General features: G+C 66.5%; 16 protein-coding genes. 8 read left to right on the forward strand and 8 right to left on the reverse strand.

Features of this window, described 5'->3' with window-relative positions; all coding sequences use genetic code 11:
- Positions 1-99: 99 nt before the first annotated feature.
- On the forward strand, positions 100-1,455 hold the full coding sequence (locus tag ACQY8B_RS16190; RefSeq protein ID WP_422087648.1) for an aspartate aminotransferase family protein: 1,356 nt from the start codon (positions 100-102) through the stop codon (positions 1,453-1,455).
- 25 nt (positions 1,456-1,480) lie between these two features.
- On the opposite strand, the gene ACQY8B_RS16195 is transcribed toward ACQY8B_RS16190, so the two are convergent.
- From ACQY8B_RS16195 to ACQY8B_RS16220, 6 genes are read right to left on the reverse strand one after another with little or no spacing between them, the layout of a single operon-like run.
- The gene (locus ACQY8B_RS16195; protein ID WP_422087649.1) at positions 1,481-2,869 is read right to left on the reverse strand and encodes an FAD-dependent oxidoreductase; all 1,389 of its coding nucleotides are present in this window, start codon (positions 2,867-2,869) and stop codon (positions 1,481-1,483) included.
- An 18-nt stretch (positions 2,870-2,887) separates the two neighbouring features.
- Positions 2,888-3,337 carry a GNAT family N-acetyltransferase gene (locus tag ACQY8B_RS16200; protein WP_422087650.1) on the reverse strand — a complete coding sequence of 150 codons (450 nt, stop codon included), beginning with the start codon at positions 3,335-3,337 and terminating at the stop codon, positions 2,888-2,890.
- On the reverse strand, positions 3,334-3,900 hold the full coding sequence (locus ACQY8B_RS16205; RefSeq protein WP_422087651.1) for a phosphonate degradation HD-domain oxygenase: 567 nt from the start codon (positions 3,898-3,900) through the stop codon (positions 3,334-3,336). Before ACQY8B_RS16205 ends, ACQY8B_RS16200 begins: the two co-directional genes overlap by 4 nt.
- Positions 3,901-3,906: 6 nt before the next feature.
- Positions 3,907-5,355, reverse strand: coding sequence for a phosphonoacetaldehyde dehydrogenase (gene phnY, locus ACQY8B_RS16210; RefSeq protein WP_422087652.1), 1,449 nt, complete (start codon positions 5,353-5,355; stop codon positions 3,907-3,909).
- A 27-nt stretch (positions 5,356-5,382) separates the two neighbouring features.
- Complete coding sequence (phnA, locus tag ACQY8B_RS16215) at positions 5,383-6,609, reverse strand: phosphonoacetate hydrolase (RefSeq protein ID WP_422087653.1); 1,227 nt, start codon at positions 6,607-6,609, stop codon at positions 5,383-5,385.
- A gap of 1 nt (position 6,610) precedes the next feature.
- A complete protein-coding gene (locus ACQY8B_RS16220) occupies positions 6,611-7,339 on the reverse strand; it encodes a phosphonate utilization associated transcriptional regulator (RefSeq protein ID WP_422087654.1) in 729 nt (242 codons plus the stop codon).
- A 158-nt stretch (positions 7,340-7,497) separates the two neighbouring features.
- On the opposite strand from ACQY8B_RS16220, the gene ACQY8B_RS16225 reads away from it, so the two are divergent.
- From ACQY8B_RS16225 to ACQY8B_RS16245, 5 genes are all read left to right on the forward strand, one after another.
- On the forward strand, positions 7,498-8,538 hold the full coding sequence (locus tag ACQY8B_RS16225; protein WP_422087655.1) for a putative 2-aminoethylphosphonate ABC transporter substrate-binding protein: 1,041 nt from the start codon (positions 7,498-7,500) through the stop codon (positions 8,536-8,538).
- 180 nt (positions 8,539-8,718) lie between these two features.
- Positions 8,719-9,855 carry a putative 2-aminoethylphosphonate ABC transporter ATP-binding protein gene (locus tag ACQY8B_RS16230; protein ID WP_422087656.1) on the forward strand — a complete coding sequence of 379 codons (1,137 nt, stop codon included), beginning with the start codon at positions 8,719-8,721 and terminating at the stop codon, positions 9,853-9,855.
- Positions 9,852-11,585: a putative 2-aminoethylphosphonate ABC transporter permease subunit gene (locus tag ACQY8B_RS16235; RefSeq protein WP_422087657.1), complete on the forward strand. Its 1,734-nt coding sequence runs from the start codon at positions 9,852-9,854 to the stop codon at positions 11,583-11,585. The genes ACQY8B_RS16230 and ACQY8B_RS16235 overlap by 4 nt, the downstream gene beginning before the upstream one ends.
- Positions 11,586-11,631: 46 nt before the next feature.
- Positions 11,632-12,762: a 2-aminoethylphosphonate--pyruvate transaminase gene (locus tag ACQY8B_RS16240; protein ID WP_422087658.1), complete on the forward strand. Its 1,131-nt coding sequence runs from the start codon at positions 11,632-11,634 to the stop codon at positions 12,760-12,762.
- A 93-nt stretch (positions 12,763-12,855) separates the two neighbouring features.
- The gene (locus tag ACQY8B_RS16245) at positions 12,856-14,304 is read left to right on the forward strand and encodes an MFS transporter (protein ID WP_422087659.1); all 1,449 of its coding nucleotides are present in this window, start codon (positions 12,856-12,858) and stop codon (positions 14,302-14,304) included.
- Between the two features lie 118 nt (positions 14,305-14,422).
- Here ACQY8B_RS16245 and ACQY8B_RS16250 read toward each other — a convergent pair whose 3' ends face one another.
- On the reverse strand, positions 14,423-15,709 hold the full coding sequence (locus ACQY8B_RS16250; protein ID WP_422087660.1) for an SUMF1/EgtB/PvdO family nonheme iron enzyme: 1,287 nt from the start codon (positions 15,707-15,709) through the stop codon (positions 14,423-14,425).
- A 162-nt stretch (positions 15,710-15,871) separates the two neighbouring features.
- Here ACQY8B_RS16250 and ACQY8B_RS16255 point away from each other — a divergent pair, with 162 nt between their 5' ends.
- Complete coding sequence (locus ACQY8B_RS16255) at positions 15,872-16,498, forward strand: TRAP transporter small permease subunit (RefSeq protein ID WP_422087661.1); 627 nt, start codon at positions 15,872-15,874, stop codon at positions 16,496-16,498.
- Between the two features lie 19 nt (positions 16,499-16,517).
- Complete coding sequence (locus ACQY8B_RS16260) at positions 16,518-18,353, forward strand: TRAP transporter large permease (RefSeq protein ID WP_422087662.1); 1,836 nt, start codon at positions 16,518-16,520, stop codon at positions 18,351-18,353.
- Between the two features lie 69 nt (positions 18,354-18,422).
- On the opposite strand, the gene ACQY8B_RS16265 is transcribed toward ACQY8B_RS16260, so the two are convergent.
- Entirely contained in the window at positions 18,423-19,505 is a 1,083-nt protein-coding gene (locus tag ACQY8B_RS16265; RefSeq protein ID WP_081266844.1) for a TRAP transporter substrate-binding protein, read from the reverse strand.
- Between the last annotated feature and the right edge of the window lie 216 nt (positions 19,506-19,721).

A 19,721-nucleotide genomic window follows, 5' to 3' on the forward strand; every position in this document is an offset into this window, starting at 1 on the left:
TCAAGTGAACATTGATATTGCGCCATTCTCCACACTGAAGGGTCTGCCAACAATCGGCGCATTCACAACCCCCTTCGGAGCCCGCCCGCGCGGAACGCCATGACCCTTGCAGCCCCCGCCATCGAACCCACGCCCGCACTGCGCACCGACGCCGCCTGGCTCGACGCGCACTGGATGCCCTACACCGGCAACCGCAACTTCAAGGCCGATCCGCGGATCATCGTGGAGGCCAAGGGCGCCTACTTCACCGACATCGACGGCCGCAAGATCTTCGACGGCCTCTCGGGCCTGTGGTGCTCCGGCCTGGGCCACGGCCGCCCCGAGATCACCGAGGCGGTGAGCCGCCAGATCGCCAAGCTCGACTACTCGCCCGCCTTCCAGTTCGGCCACCCGCTCTCGTTCGAGCTGGCCAACAAGATCAAGGAACTGACGCCCGCCGGGCTGGACTACGTGTTCTTCACCGGCTCGGGCTCCGAAGCCGCCGACACGTCCCTGAAGATGGCGCGCGCCTGCTGGCGCACCAAGGGCCAGGCGAGCAAGACCCGCCTGATCGGCCGCGAGAAGGGCTACCACGGCGTCAACTACGGCGGCATCTCGGTCGGCGGCATCGCGGCCAACCGCAAGCTGTTCGGCCAGGGCGTCGAAGCCGACCACCTGCCGCACACGCAGCTCGCCGCCAACGCCTTCACGCGCGGCATGGCCGAGAACGGCGCCGAACTGGCCGACCGCCTGCTCGACCTGATCGCACTGCACGACGCATCGAACATCGCAGCCGTCATCGTGGAACCCTTCGCCGGTTCGGCCGGCGTGGTGATTCCGCCCAAGGGCTACCTGAAGCGCCTGCGCGACATCTGCACGGCCAACAACATCCTGCTGATTTTTGATGAAGTGATCACCGGTTTCGGTCGCTGCGGCGCGCTCACGGGCTCGGAAGCCTTCGGCGTGACGCCCGACATCATGAACATAGCCAAGCAGGTGACCAACGGCGCGCAGCCGCTGGGCGCCGTGGTCGCCAGCAAGGAAATCTACGACACCTTCATGGCAGCCGGCGGCCCCGACTACATGCTCGAGTTCCCGCACGGCTACACCTATGGCGCGCACCCGGTGGCCTGCGCCGCCGGCATCGCAGCGCTCGACGTGCTGCAGAAGGAAGACATGATCGGCCGCGTGCAGGCGCTGGCGCCGCACTTCGAGAACGCGGTGCACAGCCTCAAGGGCAGCAAGCACGTGACCGACATCCGCAACTTCGGCCTGGCCGCCGGCCTTACCATCGCCGCGGTGCCGGGCGAGCCTGCACGCCGTCCGTACGAGATCGCTATGAACTGCTGGAAGAAGGGCTTCTACGTGCGCTACGGCGGCGACACCATCCAGCTGGCACCGCCCTTCATTGCCGAGAAGGCCGAGATCGACCGCATGGTCAACGCACTGGCCGACGCACTCGCCGAAACCAACTGAAGCAGAACAGGCCCCCCGCGGGGCATCAGGCCTTGTCGGCCTTGCCCGCGGCGTTGGCCAGCTTGCTGAGCATGCGGTCCACCAGCCACGGCTGGCGGTTCTGGTCCTCGGCCAGTTCCTTTCGGCGGATCGCGTTGCGCACCACGATCGAGCCCACGTAGCGCACCGGCTCCGGTGGAAAGTAGCCCAGCGGCCCCCGGGTGATCGGGCTGCGGGTCCATGCGTTGTCCTGGTCGAGCACCAGGGACGACAGGATCTGGCCACCCATGTAGGTCGGCCCGACACCATTGCCCGAGTAGCCGAAGCCGTAGTAGATGTGCGGCGCGCCATCGAGCCTGCCGAAGAACGGAAAGCCCGTCACCGAGCGGTCGGACGGGCCGTTCCAGCTGGCCGTGATCGGCGTGTCGCTCAATGCCGGAAAGAAGGAACGCAGGGCCTGCGTCAGCTCGGCTTCGTACGGTGAGCGCTCGTCGAACACCTTGGCCATGCGGCCACCCCAGGCGAAGGTGTTGCCGCCCTTGCCCAGCATGATGCGGCCGTCGACCGTGCTGCGGTAGTAATAGACGAAGGTGCGCGAATCGAGCACCGACACGCCGTCGGTCAGGCCGATCTTTTGCAGCAGCTCAGGGCACCGCTCGGTGATGACCATGTCGCTCGACACGATGGCGATGGTCCGCTCGAACTGCGGGAAGGTGCTGGCCATCCATGCGTTCATCGCGAGCACCAGCTTCTTCGCACGCACGCTGCCGGTGGGCGTGCGCACCACGACCGGATGGCCGGTGCTGAAGTCCAGCATCGGCGTGCGCTCGTGGATGCGGATGCCCATGGCCAGTGCCACGCGCCGCAGACCGCGCACCAGCTTGCCGGGATGCACGGTTGCGGCAATCGGCGAATACACGCCCGCCAGGTTGCGCGCGGAGCCGGAGCGGCGCGCCACCTCTTCCGGCGGCAGCGTGCGATAGGAATGGATGCCGCGCGCCTCCAGCGCCTGCATCATCGGATCGAGGGTGCCGATCTGCGCTTGCGAGGTGGCGGTGTAGAGCGTGCCGTCCTGCCGCAGTTCGGCGTCGATGCCGTGCGCGGCGCAGAAGTCGGCGATGTGCTGCACCGCGGCCTCCGATGCCTTGACGAGGCGCACCGCCTCGTCCTCGCCGAACAGCCGGCGCAGCGTGAGGAACTTGGCCGACCATGTGAGCAGGCAGCCGCCGTTGCGGCCGCTCGCGCCGGCGCCGCAGAGATCGCTCTCGAGGATGACGACGTCGAGCGCGGGCGACTGCAGCTTTGCCTGGATGGCCGTCCAGAGACCGGTGAAACCGCCGCCGACGATGCAGACATCGGCACTCTGCTCGCCTTGCAGCGCGGGCGCGAGCTCACCCTCGTTGAAGAGAGCCTGTTCGATCCAGAAAGGGCGCATGTCGGGCTCGCAGTTTTTTCAGGGCTTGCGCCGCATCTCGCAGGAAAACTCGGACTCGCGCTCGACGACGAACCCGAAGCGCTCATAGAGCGACTTCGCGGGATTCGCCTTCAGCACGCTGAGCGTGAGGTCGACGCCGGCGCTTGCAGCCTGGTCGATGACTTCGGCCAGCAGCCCGGTGCCGATGCCGCCACCCTGGCAGACGGGCGCCAGCTGGATCTGTATGACGACCCATTCATGCGGATCGCGCGACACCTTGAGCAGGCCGACCGGCATCCCCTGGTGCAGCAGGACCTCGGCGCACTCGAAGCGATGCATCAGCCGCGCCATGTGATGCGCGTCGCTGACTTCGGCCCCGGAAGCTATGACGTGGCCGTTCATCGTCTGCTGCCGCAGCGCGAGCAGAAAGGGAATGTCCTGCGCCGTTGCCGGGCGTCTGGTCAGGGCGACCGGTGTCGCGGCGCTCATGCCGGTGCCGTGGCAACGGGCTTGGACGCGATCGCCAGGTGACGAGCGTAGTACGCCAGGTCTGGCGTCTTCGCATCGGAGCACTTGGCCGTGTCGTCCCAGCGCCGAAGGCGGACCGCATCCATTGCATACGGCAGGGCCTCGAAAGCGCTGGCCTGCGCGGAGTCGAACACGCCGCCCTGCAGCTGCAGGCTGCGTTTCGAATCGGGCGAGAGCGCTTCGAGATAGCCGGGCTCCCTGGCGCAGAGGAAGCGCTTGGCATCCACATGCAGGCGGATCGGCTCCAGCGTGGCCGGGCCGAACAGCGCACGAAGAAACGGCAGGCAGCGGTACTGGTGCAGGTCGTCCAGGCCCTGCTGCGTCGGCGTGCCGCCGAAGTCGTGCAGCAGATGGCCCAGGTCATGCAGCAGGGAGGCGGCGATCAGCTCGCTGCCGGCGCCCGCCTGCTCCGCCAGGTGCGCCGACTGCAGCGCATGCTCCAGTTGCGTGACCGGCTCGCCGTCGTACTGCGCGCCGCCCTTGGTTTCGAACAGGCCGACGATGTCGGGAATGCTCAGGCTCATCTTTGTCTACCAGGGCAGCGAATAGGTCTTGCAGTTGGTGAAGCTCTTCATGGCCTCGAGCACGCCTTCCTTGTAGCCCAGGCCGGAGTCCTTGATGCCGCCGAAGGGCGTGAGCTCCAGCCGGTAGCCCGGCACCTCGCGCACATTGACGCTGCCCACGTTCAGCTCGCGGATGAAGCGCGTGATGTAGTCCATGCGGTTGGTGCACACCGCCGACGACAGGCCATAGGCCGTGCCGTTGGAGATGCGTATCGCTTCTTCGATGTTCTTGAAGCGGATCACCGGCGACACCGGCCCGAAGGTCTCGTGCCTGGCAACGGTCATCTGCGGGTCCACATGGTCGAGCACCGTCGGCGAATACAGCGCTCCGCGGCGCTCGTTGCCATAGAGCAGCCTCGCCCCCGCCTTGATGGCCTCGTTGACCACCGACTCGAACTGGACTGCCGCCGCCTCGTCGATCACCGTGCCCATGTCCGTGGCCGGGTCCATCGGGTCGCCGTACTTCAGCGCTCTTGTCTTTGCGACCAGCAGCTCGACAAACTGATCGGCCACCGACTCGTGCACCAGCATGCGCTTGATCGCCGTGCAGCGCTGGCCCGAGTTCTTGTACGAGCCGCTGGCCGCCAGCGTCGCCGCCTCCTCGACATCGGCATCCTCCATCACGATGATCGGATCGTTGCCGCCCAGCTCCAGGATCTGCCGCTTGTAGACCGCCTTGCCCGCGATGTACTTGCCGATGGGCACGCCCCCCGTGAAGGTGACCAGATCGACGTCGGCGTTGGTCAGCAGCTCGTCGGCAATCTCGGCCGGATCGCCGGTGAGGACCGACAGCATCTGCGGCGGCAGGCCCGCCTCGTACAGGATGTCGGCCAGCAGGAAGGCGGTGAGCGGCGTCTTCTCGCTGGGCTTGAGCACGATGCGGTTGTTGGTCGCAATGGCCGGCGCCACCTTGTGGATCACCTGGTTCAGCGGATGGTTGAACGGGGTGATGGCGGTGATGGCGCCTTGCAGCGGCTCGCGCAGCGTGTAGACCTTGCGGCTCTTGCCGTGGTGCGTGAGGTCGCACGAGAACACCTGGCCGTCGTCCACCAGGGCCTGGTTGGCGGCGAACAGCAGCACGTCGGAGGCGCGGCCCACTTCGTACAGCGAGTCCTTGCGGCACAGGCCCGACTCCATGGTGATGACGCGCGAGATCTCGTCCAGGCGCGAGGCGATGATCTCGCCCGCGCGCATCAGGATCTTGTAGCGCTCGTAGCGCGTGAGGGTGGGCTTGTAGTCGCGCGCGACACGCAGGGCATGGCGCACGTCGTCCAGCGTGGCCTTGGGCACGGTGGCGATGACTTCGCCGGTGTAGGGGTAGGTGACCTCGATGGTGCGGTCGCGGTGCACGCGCTCGCCGGCAATGCGCAGGGCCTCGCGGTGGACGGTGCCCGGCTTCAGGATGGCTTGGCTCATGGGGAAGTGCTCCGGAAGTCGTTGTCGTTACTGGGCGTGGTTCAGCGCGATGTCGAGCGCGTCGAAGTTGCGCAGCCGGCGCGTGCTGGCAATGCCCGTGACCGGGCGGTTGCAGATCAGCGGCACGCGCTGCTCCGAGACGCCGCCGTGCGAGCGCAGCGGCACTTCGAGCGCCGACAGGTCATGCCGGCTGGCCGAGGTGCCGATGACGGTGTTCTGCTCGCTGACGACCACGATGTCGCCGATGCGATCGGGCGGCAGCTCGAAGCGCGCGGCGGCGTCCTTGCGCGAGAGCACCGACTCCATGCCGGGCACCTGCCGGATGCGTTCGATCCAGCCGGGCACGCTGGCTTCGTCGGGCGCATACACGGTGGCGAAGGAGCCGAGGGCGCCGTGGTGGACCACGTACGGGTCGGTGATCGGCAGGATGACCCGTGCGGCTCCAGCGCCGTACCAGCCGTCGAGCACGTCCTGCAGGTAGATGACGTTGGGCGATCCGTCGGCGCCGTGCTTGTCGTTCATGCCGTGGTCGGCGGTGACGACGATGGTGGCGCCCAGGGCGTCGAGCTGCGCGAGGTAGCCGTCCATCATGGCGTAGAAGGCGTTGGCGGCGGGGCTGCCGGGGGCGGCCTTGTGCTGCACGTAGTCGGTGGTCGACAGGTACATGAGGTCGGGGCGGCGCGACTCCATCAGCTTGACGCCGGCGGCGAAGACGAACTCCGACAGTTCGGCGCTGTACACCGAGGGCACGGGCATGCCGACCATGTCGAGCACGTTGTCGATGCCGTTCTCCTCCATCGTGACCTGGTCGGACTTCTCGGAGGAAAAGCAGATGCCCTTCATGCGGTGGCCCAGGAGCTTGCGCAGCTTGTCCTTGGCGGTGACGACGGCGACCTTGGCGCCCGCATCCGCGAAGGCGGCCAGCACGGTGCCCGCGCGCAGGTACTTGGGGTCGTTCATCATGACTTCCTGGCCGAGCTCGCGGTCGAAGAAGTAGTTGCCGCAGATGCCGTGCACCGCCGGGGGTGCGCCGGTCACGATGGACAGGTTGTTGGGGTTGGTGAACGAGGGCACCACGCAGTCGGCCAGCAGGTTGGCGCCGGACTTCCTCATGCGGTCGAAGTACGGGGCCACGCCCGCGGCGATGGCTGCGTCCAGGTACGCCGGCTCGCAGCCGTCGACACACACGACCACGACGGGGCGCGACATCCAGCGGTAGCTGCGGGCATTGACTTCGAGTGTCTCCGGTGTCATTTCAGACTTCCTTTTGGGGTGGGTTGTTCGGGGCTTCAATGGGAGCGGAATCGGCGCGGCCGAAGGCCTTGTGCATGCGTGCGCGGCTGCCGGCGACGTGCTTGCGCAGCGCCTGCCCCGCGATGTCGGGGTTGCCGCTGGCAATGGCGTCGACGATGGCGCGGTGCTCGTCGGCCGAAACCCGCAGGCCGCCGCCGCTGTCGAGCGCGCGCATTCTGAAAAGGTGCAGTTCCTTGACCAGGCGCTTGTAGGTTTCGGTCAGCTTCTTGCTGCCTGCGGTGTCGAGCAGGATCTCGTGGAACTGCAGGTTGAGCTGCGCGTACTGCTCCACGTCCTGGGCCTGGGCTGCCGAACGCATCGCGTCGAGCATGGCGCGCAGGCGCTCGATGGCGTCGTGCTTGATGGCAAGCGCCACGCGCCGGCCGATGACTTCTTCCAGCGCCTCGCGCAGTTCGTAGATTTCGTCGGCTTCCTCGAATGCGATCTCGCGCACGAAGACGCCGCGGTTCTTTTCGTTGCGCACGAGGCCGGCCTCTTCCAGCGCACGCAGCGCTTCCCGGATGGGGCCGCGGCTGGTGTTGAAGCGCTGCGAGAGCTCGCTCTCGTTGATGCGGCTACCGACGGGAAGCTCGCCCGTCATGATCAAACGCTCGATTTCTTCCTGCATCAGCATCGGCAGCGAGCTGGACTGGAGGAATGCGAGGGCGGCGGAGTGATTGCTGGTGACCATGGGGCGTATTTTCCCGATGAATTGAAAACTGTCAACAATTTTTTATTGACAGTCTTCAATCACCAATCTACATTTTGCTCACCGGAGCTTGGTACACCCATTGCCGGAGCCCGCCACTCACCTCTTCCAGTGACAGCAAGCCCTCTCAGGAGAAACAGATGACGATGAAACAAAGCACGCGCCGTCTCACGGCGGTTCTGTGTGCGGCCGCGCTAGGCCTTGCGGCCAGCGGCGCCGCATGGGCGCAAAAGACCTCGCTGCTGGTCTACACGGCGCTCGAAACCGACGCCATGAAGCTCTACAAGGACGCCTTCGAAAAAGCCAACCCCGACATCGAAGTGAAGTGGGTGCGCGACTCCACCGGCATCGTCACCGCCAAGCTGCTGGCCGAAAAAGCCAACCCGCAGGCCGACGTAGTGGCCGGCCTGGCCGCCAGCAGCCTCGCGCTGCTGCAGCAGGAAGGCATGCTCCTGCCCTACGAGCCCAAGGGCTTCAAGGAGCTGAACCCGGCCTACTCCGACGCCGCGCGCCCGCCGGCCTGGGTGGGCATGGACGTATGGGCGGCCACCATCTGCTTCAACCGCGTCGAGGCGAAGAAGCTGAACCTGCCCAAGCCGGAAACCTGGCAGGACCTGGCCAAGCCGGTCTACAAGGGCACGATCACCATGCCCCACCCGGCCTCCAGCGGCACGGGCTACCTCGACGTGTCTTCCTGGCTGCAAAACATGGGCGATGCCGAGGGCTGGAAGTACATGGATGCGCTGCACCAGAACATCGCGCAGTACGTGCACTCGGGCTCCAAGCCCTGCAAGCAGGCCGGCGCGGGTGAGTTCCCCATCGGCATCTCGTTCGAGTTCCGCGCGCACCAGGTCAAGAAGTCGGGCGCGCCGGTCGACCTGATCTTCCCGAAGGAAGGCCTGGGCTGGGACATCGAGGCCACCAGCGTCATGAAGACGAGCAAGAAGCTGGACCAGGCCAAGCGCTTCGCCGACTGGATGGCCAGCAAGGAGGCCAACCAGATCACCTCCACATGGTGGGCAGTGGTGGCCTATCCCGGCGTGGCCTCGAAGCTGGAAGGCATTCCGGACAACTACGAAAAGCTGCTGGCCAAGAACGACATCAACTGGGCTGCAAAGAACCGCGAACGCATCCTGGCCGAGTGGAGCAAGCGCTACGAAGGCAAGGCTGAACCGAAATAGGGCTCGCCCCCAGGCTGCGCGCACTTCGTGTCGCTTCGCCAACCCCCTGCCGGGGGCGACACCTGCGGCCCGGCAAAGCCGGTTCCGCGGTGTCCCACGAATCGGTTCGACAGGCCCGTAGTCCCTCTCACAACCCGCGACGCCCATTCCCGAGGCGTGCGCCAACGACGAGTGCGAAAAATGGATATGACCGACACCAAGTTCATTGCCAGCCCGGTGCCTGCGAGCGCTCCCGCAGCGCTCGAGATCATCGGCGTGCGCAAGGACTTCGAATCCTTCAGTGCGCTGCGCGACGTGCACCTGCGGGTGAACCCGGGCGAGATGCTGTGCTTTCTCGGCCCCTCCGGCTGCGGCAAGACCACGCTGCTGCGCATCATCGCGGGGCTGGAGACGCAGACCTCCGGGCAGATCCTGCAGAACGGCAAGGACGTCTCGTGGCTGCCGCCCGACCGGCGCGACTACGGCATCGTGTTCCAGTCGTATGCGCTGTTTCCCAACCTGTCGATCGCCGAGAACATCGGCTATGGCCTGGTCAACAGCCGTGCCCGGCGCGGCGAGATCAAGGCCCGCGTCGAAGAGCTGCTGAAGCTGGTCGGCCTGCCGACCTCGGGCAACAAATACCCCAGCCAGCTCTCCGGCGGGCAGCAGCAGCGCGTGGCGCTGGCGCGCGCCCTTGCTACGCGCCCCGGCCTGCTGCTGCTCGACGAGCCGCTGTCGGCGCTCGATGCGCTGGAACGCATACGGCTGCGCGGCGAAATCCGCCGGCTGCAGAAGCAGGTCGGCATCACGACCATCATGGTCACGCACGACCAGGAAGAAGCGCTGTCGATGGCGGACCGCATCGTGGTCATGAACCACGGCGTGATCGAGCAGGTCGGCACGCCGATGGAAGTCTATGAGCAGCCGGCCACGCCCTTCGTTGCCGATTTCGTCGGCAAGGTCAACGTGCTGCGCGCGGTTGCGCTGGGCAACCAGCGCTTCAAGGTAGGCGACATGGAACTGCAGTGCGATGCCTGCGACGGCGCCTTCGAGCCCGGAGAAGCCATCAATCTCTACCTGCGCCCCGAAGACCGTGCGGTCGAGCACCTGAATGACGACACGGCCAACCGCCTGCGGGCGCTGGTCACCAAGGTGGAGTTCCTCGGCGGACTCTGCATCGCCGAGGTCACGGCCGATGCGCTGCACGGCCAGGCGCTGGGCCTGCACTTCTCGCTCAACCAGCTGCACGACCTGGACATCCGCGAAGGCAACACCATCGACATCGCGCTGCGAGCGAACCGCATCCGCGCCTTCTCCGCCCGCGCACCGAAGCCATGAACACGCTGGCCCGCCCTCTTCCCGCACTCGCTGCGTTCAACGCACGCCCCGTCATGCGCTGGAGCCGCGACGAAACCATTGCCCGCGCGATCCTGCTCGTGGTGATGGTGATGCTGTTCGTGTTCCTGATCGCGCCGCTCCTGACCATCCTGGCGCATGCGGTGCAGGACAAGGAAGGCCGCTTCGTCGGCCTCACCCACTTCATCACCTACTTCCAGACGCCCAGCCTGCTGCGCGCGGCATGGAACTCGATCTGGGTGTCGGCGGCCGTGGTGATGATCTCGGTGCCCACCGCCTTCGTCTTCGCGTATGCGCTTACGCGCAGCCGCATGCCGACGCCGCTCAAGGCGGTGTTCCGCCTCATCGCGCTGATCCCGCTGCTGGCACCCTCGCTGCTGTCGGCCATTTCCTTCGTGCAGTGGTTCGGCAACCAGGGCGCGCTCAAGTTCCTGCTGGGCGGCGTGTCGATCTACGGCGCGCCGGGGATCATCATGGCGGAGGTCTACAACACCTTTCCGCATGCGCTGATGATCCTGGTCACCGCGCTGTCGCTGGCCGACGGCCGGCTGTACGAGGCGGCCACGGCGCTGCGCACGCGGCCGTTCCGCCAGTTCATGACCATCACGCTGCCGTCCTGCAAGTACGGCCTGATCAGCGCGGCCACCGTGGTCTTCACCTACGTGGTGAGCGACTTCGGCGCACCCAAGGTGATCGGCGGCAACTTCAACGTGCTGTCGGTCGACGTGTTCAAGCAGGTGGTGGGCCAGCACAACTTCTCCATCGGCGCGGTGGTGGGCATGCTGCTGCTCGTTCCGTCGATCATTTCCTTCGTCATCGACTACGTGGTGCGGCGCAAGCTGAAGGCGCAGCTCACGGCTCGTTCGGTGCCCTACAGCCCCAAGCGCCGCAAGCTCGCCGATCCGCTGCTGACGCTGTTCTGCACGGTGGTGTGCGGCCTGCTGCTGGCCACCATCGGCATGGCGATCTACACCTCGCTGATCTCGCTGTGGCCTTATGACCTTTCGCTAACGCTGAAGCACTACCACTTCGTGCTGATCGAAAGCGACATGGCCAACGCGTACACCAACAGCCTGATCGTCGCCATGGCCACCGCCGTGGCCGGCTCGCTCATCGTGTTCGTGGGTGCCTACCTGATCGAGAAGACGCGCAACCTGGGCCTGATGCGCAAGGGCATGCACCTGATGGCGGTGCTGTCGATGGCGGTGCCCGGCCTGGTGCTCGGCCTGGGCTACGTGATGTTCTTCAACCATCCGGCCAACCCGCTGAACTTTCTCTACCAGACGATGGCGATCCTGATCATCTCGATGGTGGTGCACTACTACACGTCGAGCCACCTCACGGCCGTCACCGCGCTCAAGCAGATCGACAACGAGTTCGAAGCCGTGTCGGCCTCGCTCAAGGTGCCGTTCTTCAAGACCTTCCTGCGGGTGACGGTACCGGTGTGCCTGCCGGCCATCCTGGACATCGGGCGCTATTTCTTCGTGGTGTCGATGGCCAGCCTGTCGTGCGCCATCTTTCTCTACACGCCGGAGACCATCCTGGCCTCGGTCGCGATCATGCATCTGGACGACGCCGGCGACATCGGCCCGGCCGCGGCGCTGGCCAGCCTGATCGTCGTCACCTCGACCGTCGTGTGCATCGCCTATTCGCTGCTCACCCGCGTGCTGCTGTCGCGCACGCAGGCCTGGCGCAACCTGAGCCGCGGCTGAACCCACGACAACCCCTGCCCCGTTCCCTTCCTTGCCTGGAGACACCATGAGTCAAGCCGACTACCCCATCCTGCTCACCCCCGGCCCCCTGACCACTTCGGACCGCACGCGCAATGCGATGCTGCGCGACTGGGGATCGTGGGACGCCGACTTCAACCAGATCACCGCGCGCATCCGCAAGGAAGTGTTGAACATCGTGCACGGCACGGGCACGCATGAATGCGTTCCGCTTCAGGGCAGCGGTACCTTCTCGGTGGAAGCGGCCATCGGCACCGTGGTTCCGCGCGACGGCCATGTGCTGGTGCCGAGCAACGGCGCCTACTGCCAGCGCCTGGCCAAGATCTGCAAGGTGCTCGGGCGCAAGCTGAGCACCATCGACTACACGGAAGAAAAGCAGGTCTCGCCCGCGGACGTCGACCGCGCGCTCGCGGCCGACCCGAGCATCACCCATGTCGCGGTGGTGCATTGCGAGACCGGCGCCGGCGTGCTCAACCCGTTGCACGAGATCGCGATGGTCGTCGCGAAGCACGGCTGCGGGCTGATCATCGACGCCATGAGTTCCTTCGGCGCCATCGAGATCGATGCGCGCAAGACGCCCTTCGATGCGGTCGTAGCCGCTTCGGGCAAGTGCCTCGAAGGCGTGCCGGGCATGGGCTTCGTGGTCATCAAGCGCAACACGCTCGAAAAATGCGAAGGCAACTGCCACTCCCTGAGCATGGACCTGCACGACCAGTGGGTGTACATGGAAAAGACAACGCAATGGCGCTTCACGCCGCCCACGCACGTGGTCGCGGCGCTCGACACCGCCATTGCGCAGTACATCGAAGAAGGCGGCCTGAAGGCGCGCGGCGCACGCTATGCGCGCAACTGCAAGGGGCTCATCGACGGGCTGGCCGCGCTGGGCTTCCGCAGCTTCCTCGACCCGGCCATCCAGGCGCCGATCATCATCACCTTCCACGCACCGGACGACGCCAACTACAACTTCAAGACCTTCTACCAGGAGGTCAAGAAGCGCGGCTACATCCTCTACCCCGGCAAGCTGACGCAGGTGGAGACCTTCCGCGTCGGCTGCATGGGGCACTTCGGCGATGCGGGCATTCCGGGCGCGGTGGCGGCCATTGCCGACACGCTCGAGGCCATGGGCATCCGGCAGGTGTCGGTGTCTGTCGCGGCCTGAACGCCAGAGCCTGAACTTCGGAGCCATTGGACCGGCGCATTGCAGCGCCGGTCCTACAACCGTGGAGGCGGCGTGCTTCACATAATTTCGCGCATGACGGCTCTGCGCAGCGACATCCCCGCCCGCCTGGACCGCCTGCCGTGGTCGCGCTGGCATTGGCGCGTGGTGATCGCGCTGGGCGTGGCCTGGGTGCTCGACGGCCTGGAGGTCACGCTGGTGGGCTCCATCGGCGCAGTGCTGGAGCGGCCCGACACGCTGGGCCTCACGGCTAGCGAGATCGGCCTGTCGGGCTCGGTGTACGTGGCGGGCGCGGTGATCGGCGCCCTGCTCTTCGGGCGGCTCACCGACCGGCTCGGGCGCAAGAAGCTCTTTCTCGTGACGCTGGTGGTCTACACGGTGGGCACGCTGGCCACGGCTTTTTCTCCCGACTTCGCCTTCTTCGCGCTCTGCCGCTTCGTTACCGGGCTGGGCATCGGCGGCGAGTACGCAGCCATCAACTCGGCCATCGACGAACTGATTCCGGCGCGCGTGCGCGGGCGCGTCAATCTCGCGATCAACGGCAGCTTCTGGATCGGCGCGGCGCTCGGCGCGGGGCTGAGCCTTGTGCTGCTGGACCCCCATGTGATCGGCCCGGTGTGGGGCTGGCGCGTGGGCTTCGCGCTGGGCGCGGTGCTGGCGGTGGCCATCCTGCTGGTGCGGCGCGACGTGCCCGAAAGCCCGCGCTGGCTCATTGCGCACGGGCGCGCGGACGAAGCCAGGCGCATCGTCGAGCAGATCGAGGCGGAGGTCTCGGCGCAGCACGGCACGCTGCCCGCGCCGCAAGGCCATGTGAACTACACCGATGCGCACCGGACCAGCCCGTCGATGCGCGAGGTGGCGCGCGTGCTGTTCAAGCGCTACCGGCAGCGCAGCGTGGTCGCGCTTGCGCTGATGGTGTCGCAGGCCTTCTTCTACAACGCGATCTTCTTCACCTACGCGCTGGTGCTCACGCGCTTCTACGGCGTGCCTGAAGCCAGCGTGGCGCTCTACATCTTTCCGTTCGCGCTAGGCAACGTGCTCGGCCCGCTGCTGCTGGGCCCGCTGTTCGACAGCGTGGGCCGGCGCAAGATGATCGCGCTGACCTATGTGCTCGCGGGCGTGGGCCTGGCGCTCACCGGCTGGGCCTTCATGATGGGCTGGCTCGATGCGCGCAGCCAGGCTCTGTGCTGGTCGGCGGTCTTCTTCCTGGCCTCGGCGGCCGCAAGCTCGGCCTACCTCACCGTGAGCGAGGTGTTCCCGCTGGAGATGCGCGCCATGGCCATCGCCATCTTCTACGCCGTCGGCATGGGCGCGGGCGGCTTCGTGGCGCCGGTGCTGTTCGGCCTGCTGATCGAGACCGGCAGCCGTGGCGCGGTGATGGTGGGCTACGGCATCGGCGCGATGCTGGTCATCGTGGCGGGGCTGCTGGCCTTGCGCTATGCGGCCGACGCTGAACGCAAGCCGCTGGAAGAAGTGGCGCCGCCGCTGGCGGCAGACCAAGGCATCGTCTCCGAAAACGATTGAGACCACCCCGCCGCACCCCATCGTGGAGCGCCGCGGAACCGGCTTCGCCGGGCCGCAGGCGCTGCCCCCGGAAGGGGGTTGGCGAAGCGACACGAAGTGCGCGCAGCCTGGGGGCGAATCAAAGACTGCAGGTACGGAAGCCGAAGAATCCGTCGTCGCGCTCCGGCAATGCAAAGCCGCGCCGCTTGGGCGAGCGCAGCCGCGCGCGTGTCGCGAACGACGCGCCGCGCAGCACGCGCGCACGTCCGAATGCCGCAGCGGGATCGAACTCGCCGCCCGCGCTCCACGGGTCGGCACGGTAGCCGGGCCAGGGGTTCAGCGTGCCGGCGGTCCACTCGTGCACGTCGGCCCAGCGGAAGCCGCGCCGCGCGGCAGTGTGTGCCGCGATCTCCCATTCGACCTCGGTCGCGACGCGGCGCCCGGCCCAGCGCGCCCAGGCATCGGCCTCCCACCAGCTCAGGTGCACCGCGCTGTGATGGCCGGCGGCGCGTACCGTCGCGCCAAAGCGATGCTGCAGCACCGAGCCGCCGGAGCCGTGCCGCGCGGCGCCGATCTGCTCCACGTGGCGCGGCCCGCGCCGCCCTTCGATCTGGGCACCGAGCCAGCGCCAGCCTTCGCCGCGCCACAGCTCCTCGCGGTCGTAGCCGCCGTCGTCGACGAACTCGACGTACTGGTTCCAGGTGACGGGCTGGGCGTCGATCTCGAACTCCGGCACGTCGATGCGGTGCGTGGCGCGTTCCTGCGCAAAGGCAAAGCCGCTGTCGGGCACGCCCAGTTCCCAACGGGTGGCCGGCAGCAGCAGCGGCTCGCGCGTGACGGCGATGGGCGCCTGCTCGACGCCCAGAGGCAGCCCCAGCGTCTGCGCCATCACCACGAACTGCTCGCCGCGCAGGTCTTCATGGAACAGCGCGAGCCGGTAGAAGTAAAGGCCGGCGTCGGTCTCGGCCGCGTGCTCCAGCAGTTCGAGCGTGCTCTCCAGCGTCTCGAGCAGGTAGGCCTTGGTCTGGGCGAGGTCGGGCAGCTCGGGCGACCAGCGCTGGTCGGGCGCGGCCTGCGCCGGGTTCCACCAACTGTCGGCGCCGGGCTCGATGGCCGCCAGCCGCGTGGGCCGCACCGGGCAATCGGCACCGAAGGCGCGCTGGGTGTTGCGCCCGATCCACCATTCGGCAAACCATCCGATGTGCCCGGCGAGCCAGATCGGCGGCACGACGTCGGGCCCACGCGGCGTCGGCATGCCTTCGCCGAGCGCCTGCTCGAAGAGCGAGAGCAGGTGCAGCGTGTGGTTGCGCGCGTCGATCAGCGCCAGGGAAAGCAGCTCCCGGCCGGCCCGGCTCATGTCGGGGGAATCGATCGATTGGGACGTCGACACGGCCGGGGCCGGAGTGGGTCGCGGTGTCTGGGCCATGAAACATTATGGCCAAGCCCAGCCTCCGGGTAGCCCCCAGAAGACACTTTCGATTACATCGATAGAATCCGCACCGCCTCACGCACCCGACCCGCTGGCACACAAGGCCAGTGCGTCGGGTGCGGTCGTATGTGGGGCATCCAATACAAAAATGGAGATGAAATGCAAGGCTTGCTCAAGCTTTCCCGGGCCATCGACTGGCTCAACGCCCAGGTGGGCAAATACGCGATCTGGCTGATCCTGGCCGCCACGGTGATCAGCGCCCTCAACGCGGTGGTGCGCAAGATATTCAACACCAGCTCCAACGCGTTTCTCGAAGTGCAGTGGTATCTGTTCGCCTGGTCGTTCCTGATCGCCGCCGGCTTCACGCTGCTGCATCGCGAGCATGTGCGCATCGACGTGCTCAACAGCCGCCTGTCCAAGCGCAAGCAGGTGTGGATCGACATCATCGGCTTCGCATTCTTCCTGACGCCGCTGTGCCTGACGGTGCTCTACCTGTCGATGCCCGTGGTGATCCAGATGTACCAGTCGGGCGAGATGTCCGGCAACTCGGGCGGGCTGATCCGCTGGCCCGTGTGGGCGGCGCTGCCGGCCGGCTTCCTGCTGCTGATGCTGCAGGGCTGGTCCGAGCTGATCAAGCGCATCGCGTTCCTGCGCGGCGAAGGCCCCGACCCCATGGGCCGGCTGACCGACAAGACGGCCGAGGCCGAACTGATCGAAGCCCTGCGCCTGCAGGCCGAGAAAGACGCCGCCAAGGCCGGCACGGCCGCTACCGGCCCGCAACACTGAACGGCCGAGCACAGACACCATGGAATTCATTGTTGCCAACTTCGCCCCGATCATGTTCGCGGGGCTGATCTGCTTCCTGCTGCTGGGCTATCCCGTCGCATTCAGCCTCGGGGCCTGCGGCCTGTTCTTCGGTCTCGTCGGCATCGAGCTCGGCGTGTTCCAGTCGTCGGTGATGGCCTGGCTGCCCCAGCGGCTGATCGGCATCATGGCCAACGACACACTGCTGGCGGTGCCCTTCTTCACGCTCATGGGGCTCATATTGGAGCGCAGCGGCATGGCCGAGGACCTGCTCGACACGGTCGGCCAGGTCTTCGGTCCGATGCGCGGCGGCCTGGCGCTGGCGGTGATCTTCGTCGGCGCGCTGCTGGCGGCCACCACCGGCGTGGTGGCGGCCTCGGTCATCTCGATGGGCCTGATCTCGCTGCCGATCATGCTGCGCTACGGCTACGACCGGCGGCTTGCCAGCGGCGTCATTGCCGCCTCGGGCACGCTGGCGCAGATCATCCCGCCCTCGCTGGTGCTGATCATCATGGCCGACCAGCTCGGCAAGAGCGTCGGCGACATGTACAAGGGCGCCTTCCTGCCCGGCTTCATGCTGATGGGCCTGTACGTCGTCTATGTCGTGTTCCTCGCGATCTTCAGGCCCGCGCAGGTGCCGGCGCTGCCGCCCGAGGCGCGCACCTTCCGCGAACCCAACGGCAGCGGCGGCTACACGTCTCTGGTGGCGCTTGCCGCGCTGTCGGCCGTGGTGGCGGTCTGGCTGGCGCGCAACATGGCGGCCGTCCACACCTGGTTCCAGGGCCAGGAAGTGACCTCGGTGGCCACCGACGAGAAGGTCGTGGTCGCCATGTGCGGCGGCGTGTTCGTGGCCCTGGTGATCGCGCTGATCAACAAGGGCCTGAAGCTCAACCTGCTGTCGCGGCTGGCCGAGCGCGTGACCTTCGTGCTGATTCCGCCGCTGCTGCTGATCTTCCTGGTGCTGGGCACCATCTTCCTGGGCGTTGCCACACCCACCGAAGGCGGCGCAATGGGCGCAATGGGCGCGCTGGTGATGGCCTGGGTGCGCCGGCGCATGAGCTTCTCGTTGCTGAAGCAGGCGCTGGCCTCGACCACCAAGCTGTCGAGCTTCGTGATGTTCATCCTGATCGGCGCCACCGTGTTCAGCCTGGTGTTCCAGGCCGCCGACGGCCCGATCTGGGTCGAGCACCTGCTGTCGTCCCTGCCCGGCGGCCCGGTGGGCTTCCTGATCGCGGTGAACGTGCTGGTGTTCTTCCTGGCGTTCTTCCTGGACTACTTCGAGCTGTCGTTCATCGTGGTGCCGCTGCTGGCGCCGGTGGCCCACAAGCTGGGCATCGACCTGATCTGGTTCGGCGTGCTGCTGGCGGTGAACATGCAGACCTCGTTCATGCACCCGCCCTTCGGCTTCGCGCTGTTCTTCCTGCGCTCGGTCGCACCCGACAAGCAGTACGTGGACCGCGTGACCCAGAAGGTCATGGAGCCGGTGACGACGATGCAGATCTACAAGGGTGCGATCCCCTTCGTGCTGATCCAGCTCACCATGGTGGGCGTGCTGATCGCGTTCCCGCAGATCGTGACGGGCGCGCTCGACAAGGAAGTCAAGGTCAACCTCGACGACATCGGGGCGCAGATGCGCGACAGCCTGAAGCCCGAGGACGGCGGACCGGCCGCCGACCCCTACGGCGGACCCGAGGAGGCCACGCCGGGCGCCGAACCGCAGCCGGGCGCGGAAGGCGCCGCGCCGGCACCAGCCCCCGAGGCCCCGCCGGCCGAAAGCGGCGAGACCGACCCCATGAAAGCCATGCAGGACGCGCTCAAGCAGCAGCAGAAGCCCTGAGCAACCCCGCAAGTAAAAAGGCCGCCCCGTGCAAACGGGGCGGCCTTTTTCATGCGAGTCGCGTCGGGATCAGATCTTGACCGAGTTCATGTACTGGTTGAACGGGTACTCGGAGAAGCGGTTCCACAGGATCTGGTCGCGCTGGAAGGCGCGCATGTCCTGGTGGATCTTCTTGAACTCGGGCGACTTGGCTTCGTGCTCGGCGAAGACTTCCATCGAAGCCTTGAAGCCCGCGTCCATCACGGCCTTGGGGAACGGCTTGAGTTCGGTCTTGGCGGCCACGAGGCGCTTGAGCGCCACCGGGTTGTAGGCGTCGTACTTGGCGATCATGTCGCGCGCGGCGACCTTGGTGGCCGCGTCGAGGATGGCCTTGTTCTCGTCCGACAGCTTGGCGAAGGCCTTGTTGTTGATGAAGAACTCGAGGTCCGCGCCGCCTTCCCACCAGCCGGGGTAGTAGTAGTACGGAGCCACCTTGTTGAAGCCCAGCTTCTCGTCGTCGTAGGGGCCGACGAACTCGGCTGCGTCCAGCGTGCCCTTTTCGAGCGCCTGGTACACGTCGCCGGCGGGCATGTTCTGCGACACCACGCCCAGCTTGGCCATGGCCTCGCCGAACACGCCGCCGCCCATGCGCATCTTCAGGCCCTTGAGGTCGGCGACCGTCTTGATTTCCTTGCGGTACCAGCCGCCCATCTGCGTGCCGGTGTTGCCGGCGCTGGCCGTGCGGAAGTTGTATTGCGCGAAGAAGGCGTCGAGCAGCTTGCGGCCGTTGCCGTACTCTTTCCACGAGTCGGTCTGGCGCGCGGTCAGGCCGAAGGGCACTGCGCAGCTGAACGCGAAGATCGGATCCTTGCCGGTGAAGTAATAGGCGGCGGTCTGCGCCATTTCGAGCGTGTCGCCCTGCAGTGCGTCGACCACGCCGAATGCGGGCATCAATTCGCCGGCGGGGTGGACCGAGATTTCGAATTTGCCGCCGGACAGCGCCTTGACAGTCTTCGACAGCATTTCGGCGCTGCCGAAAATCGTGTCGAGCGAGCGCGGGAAGCTCGAGGCCAGGCGCCAGCGGACTGCGGTTTGCGCATGAACGGCAGGCGCAATGCCGGCAGCCAAAACGCCGGCGATGCCGGCGTTTTTGATAAGGGAACGACGATCCATTGATAGCTCTCCGAGTTCTTTGAAAAAACAAAACGCGGCTTGTGACCGCGTTGGGGACTTTTGTATAAGCCCGGGGGATTGTAAAAACGCGCTTACAGCCTCCGGCGGGGGTTTACCCTGCGCCCGGCGCCTTCCCCTATCGCGCACGAACCCGGTCTCGTGTAGACGAGGCATAAAATGTTATATCGCCTTACATACACCCCCCGAAAACGGCAT

The organism is Variovorax sp. (genome assembly GCF_965279555.1).
Lineage (GTDB): Bacteria > Pseudomonadota > Gammaproteobacteria > Burkholderiales > Burkholderiaceae_C > Variovorax.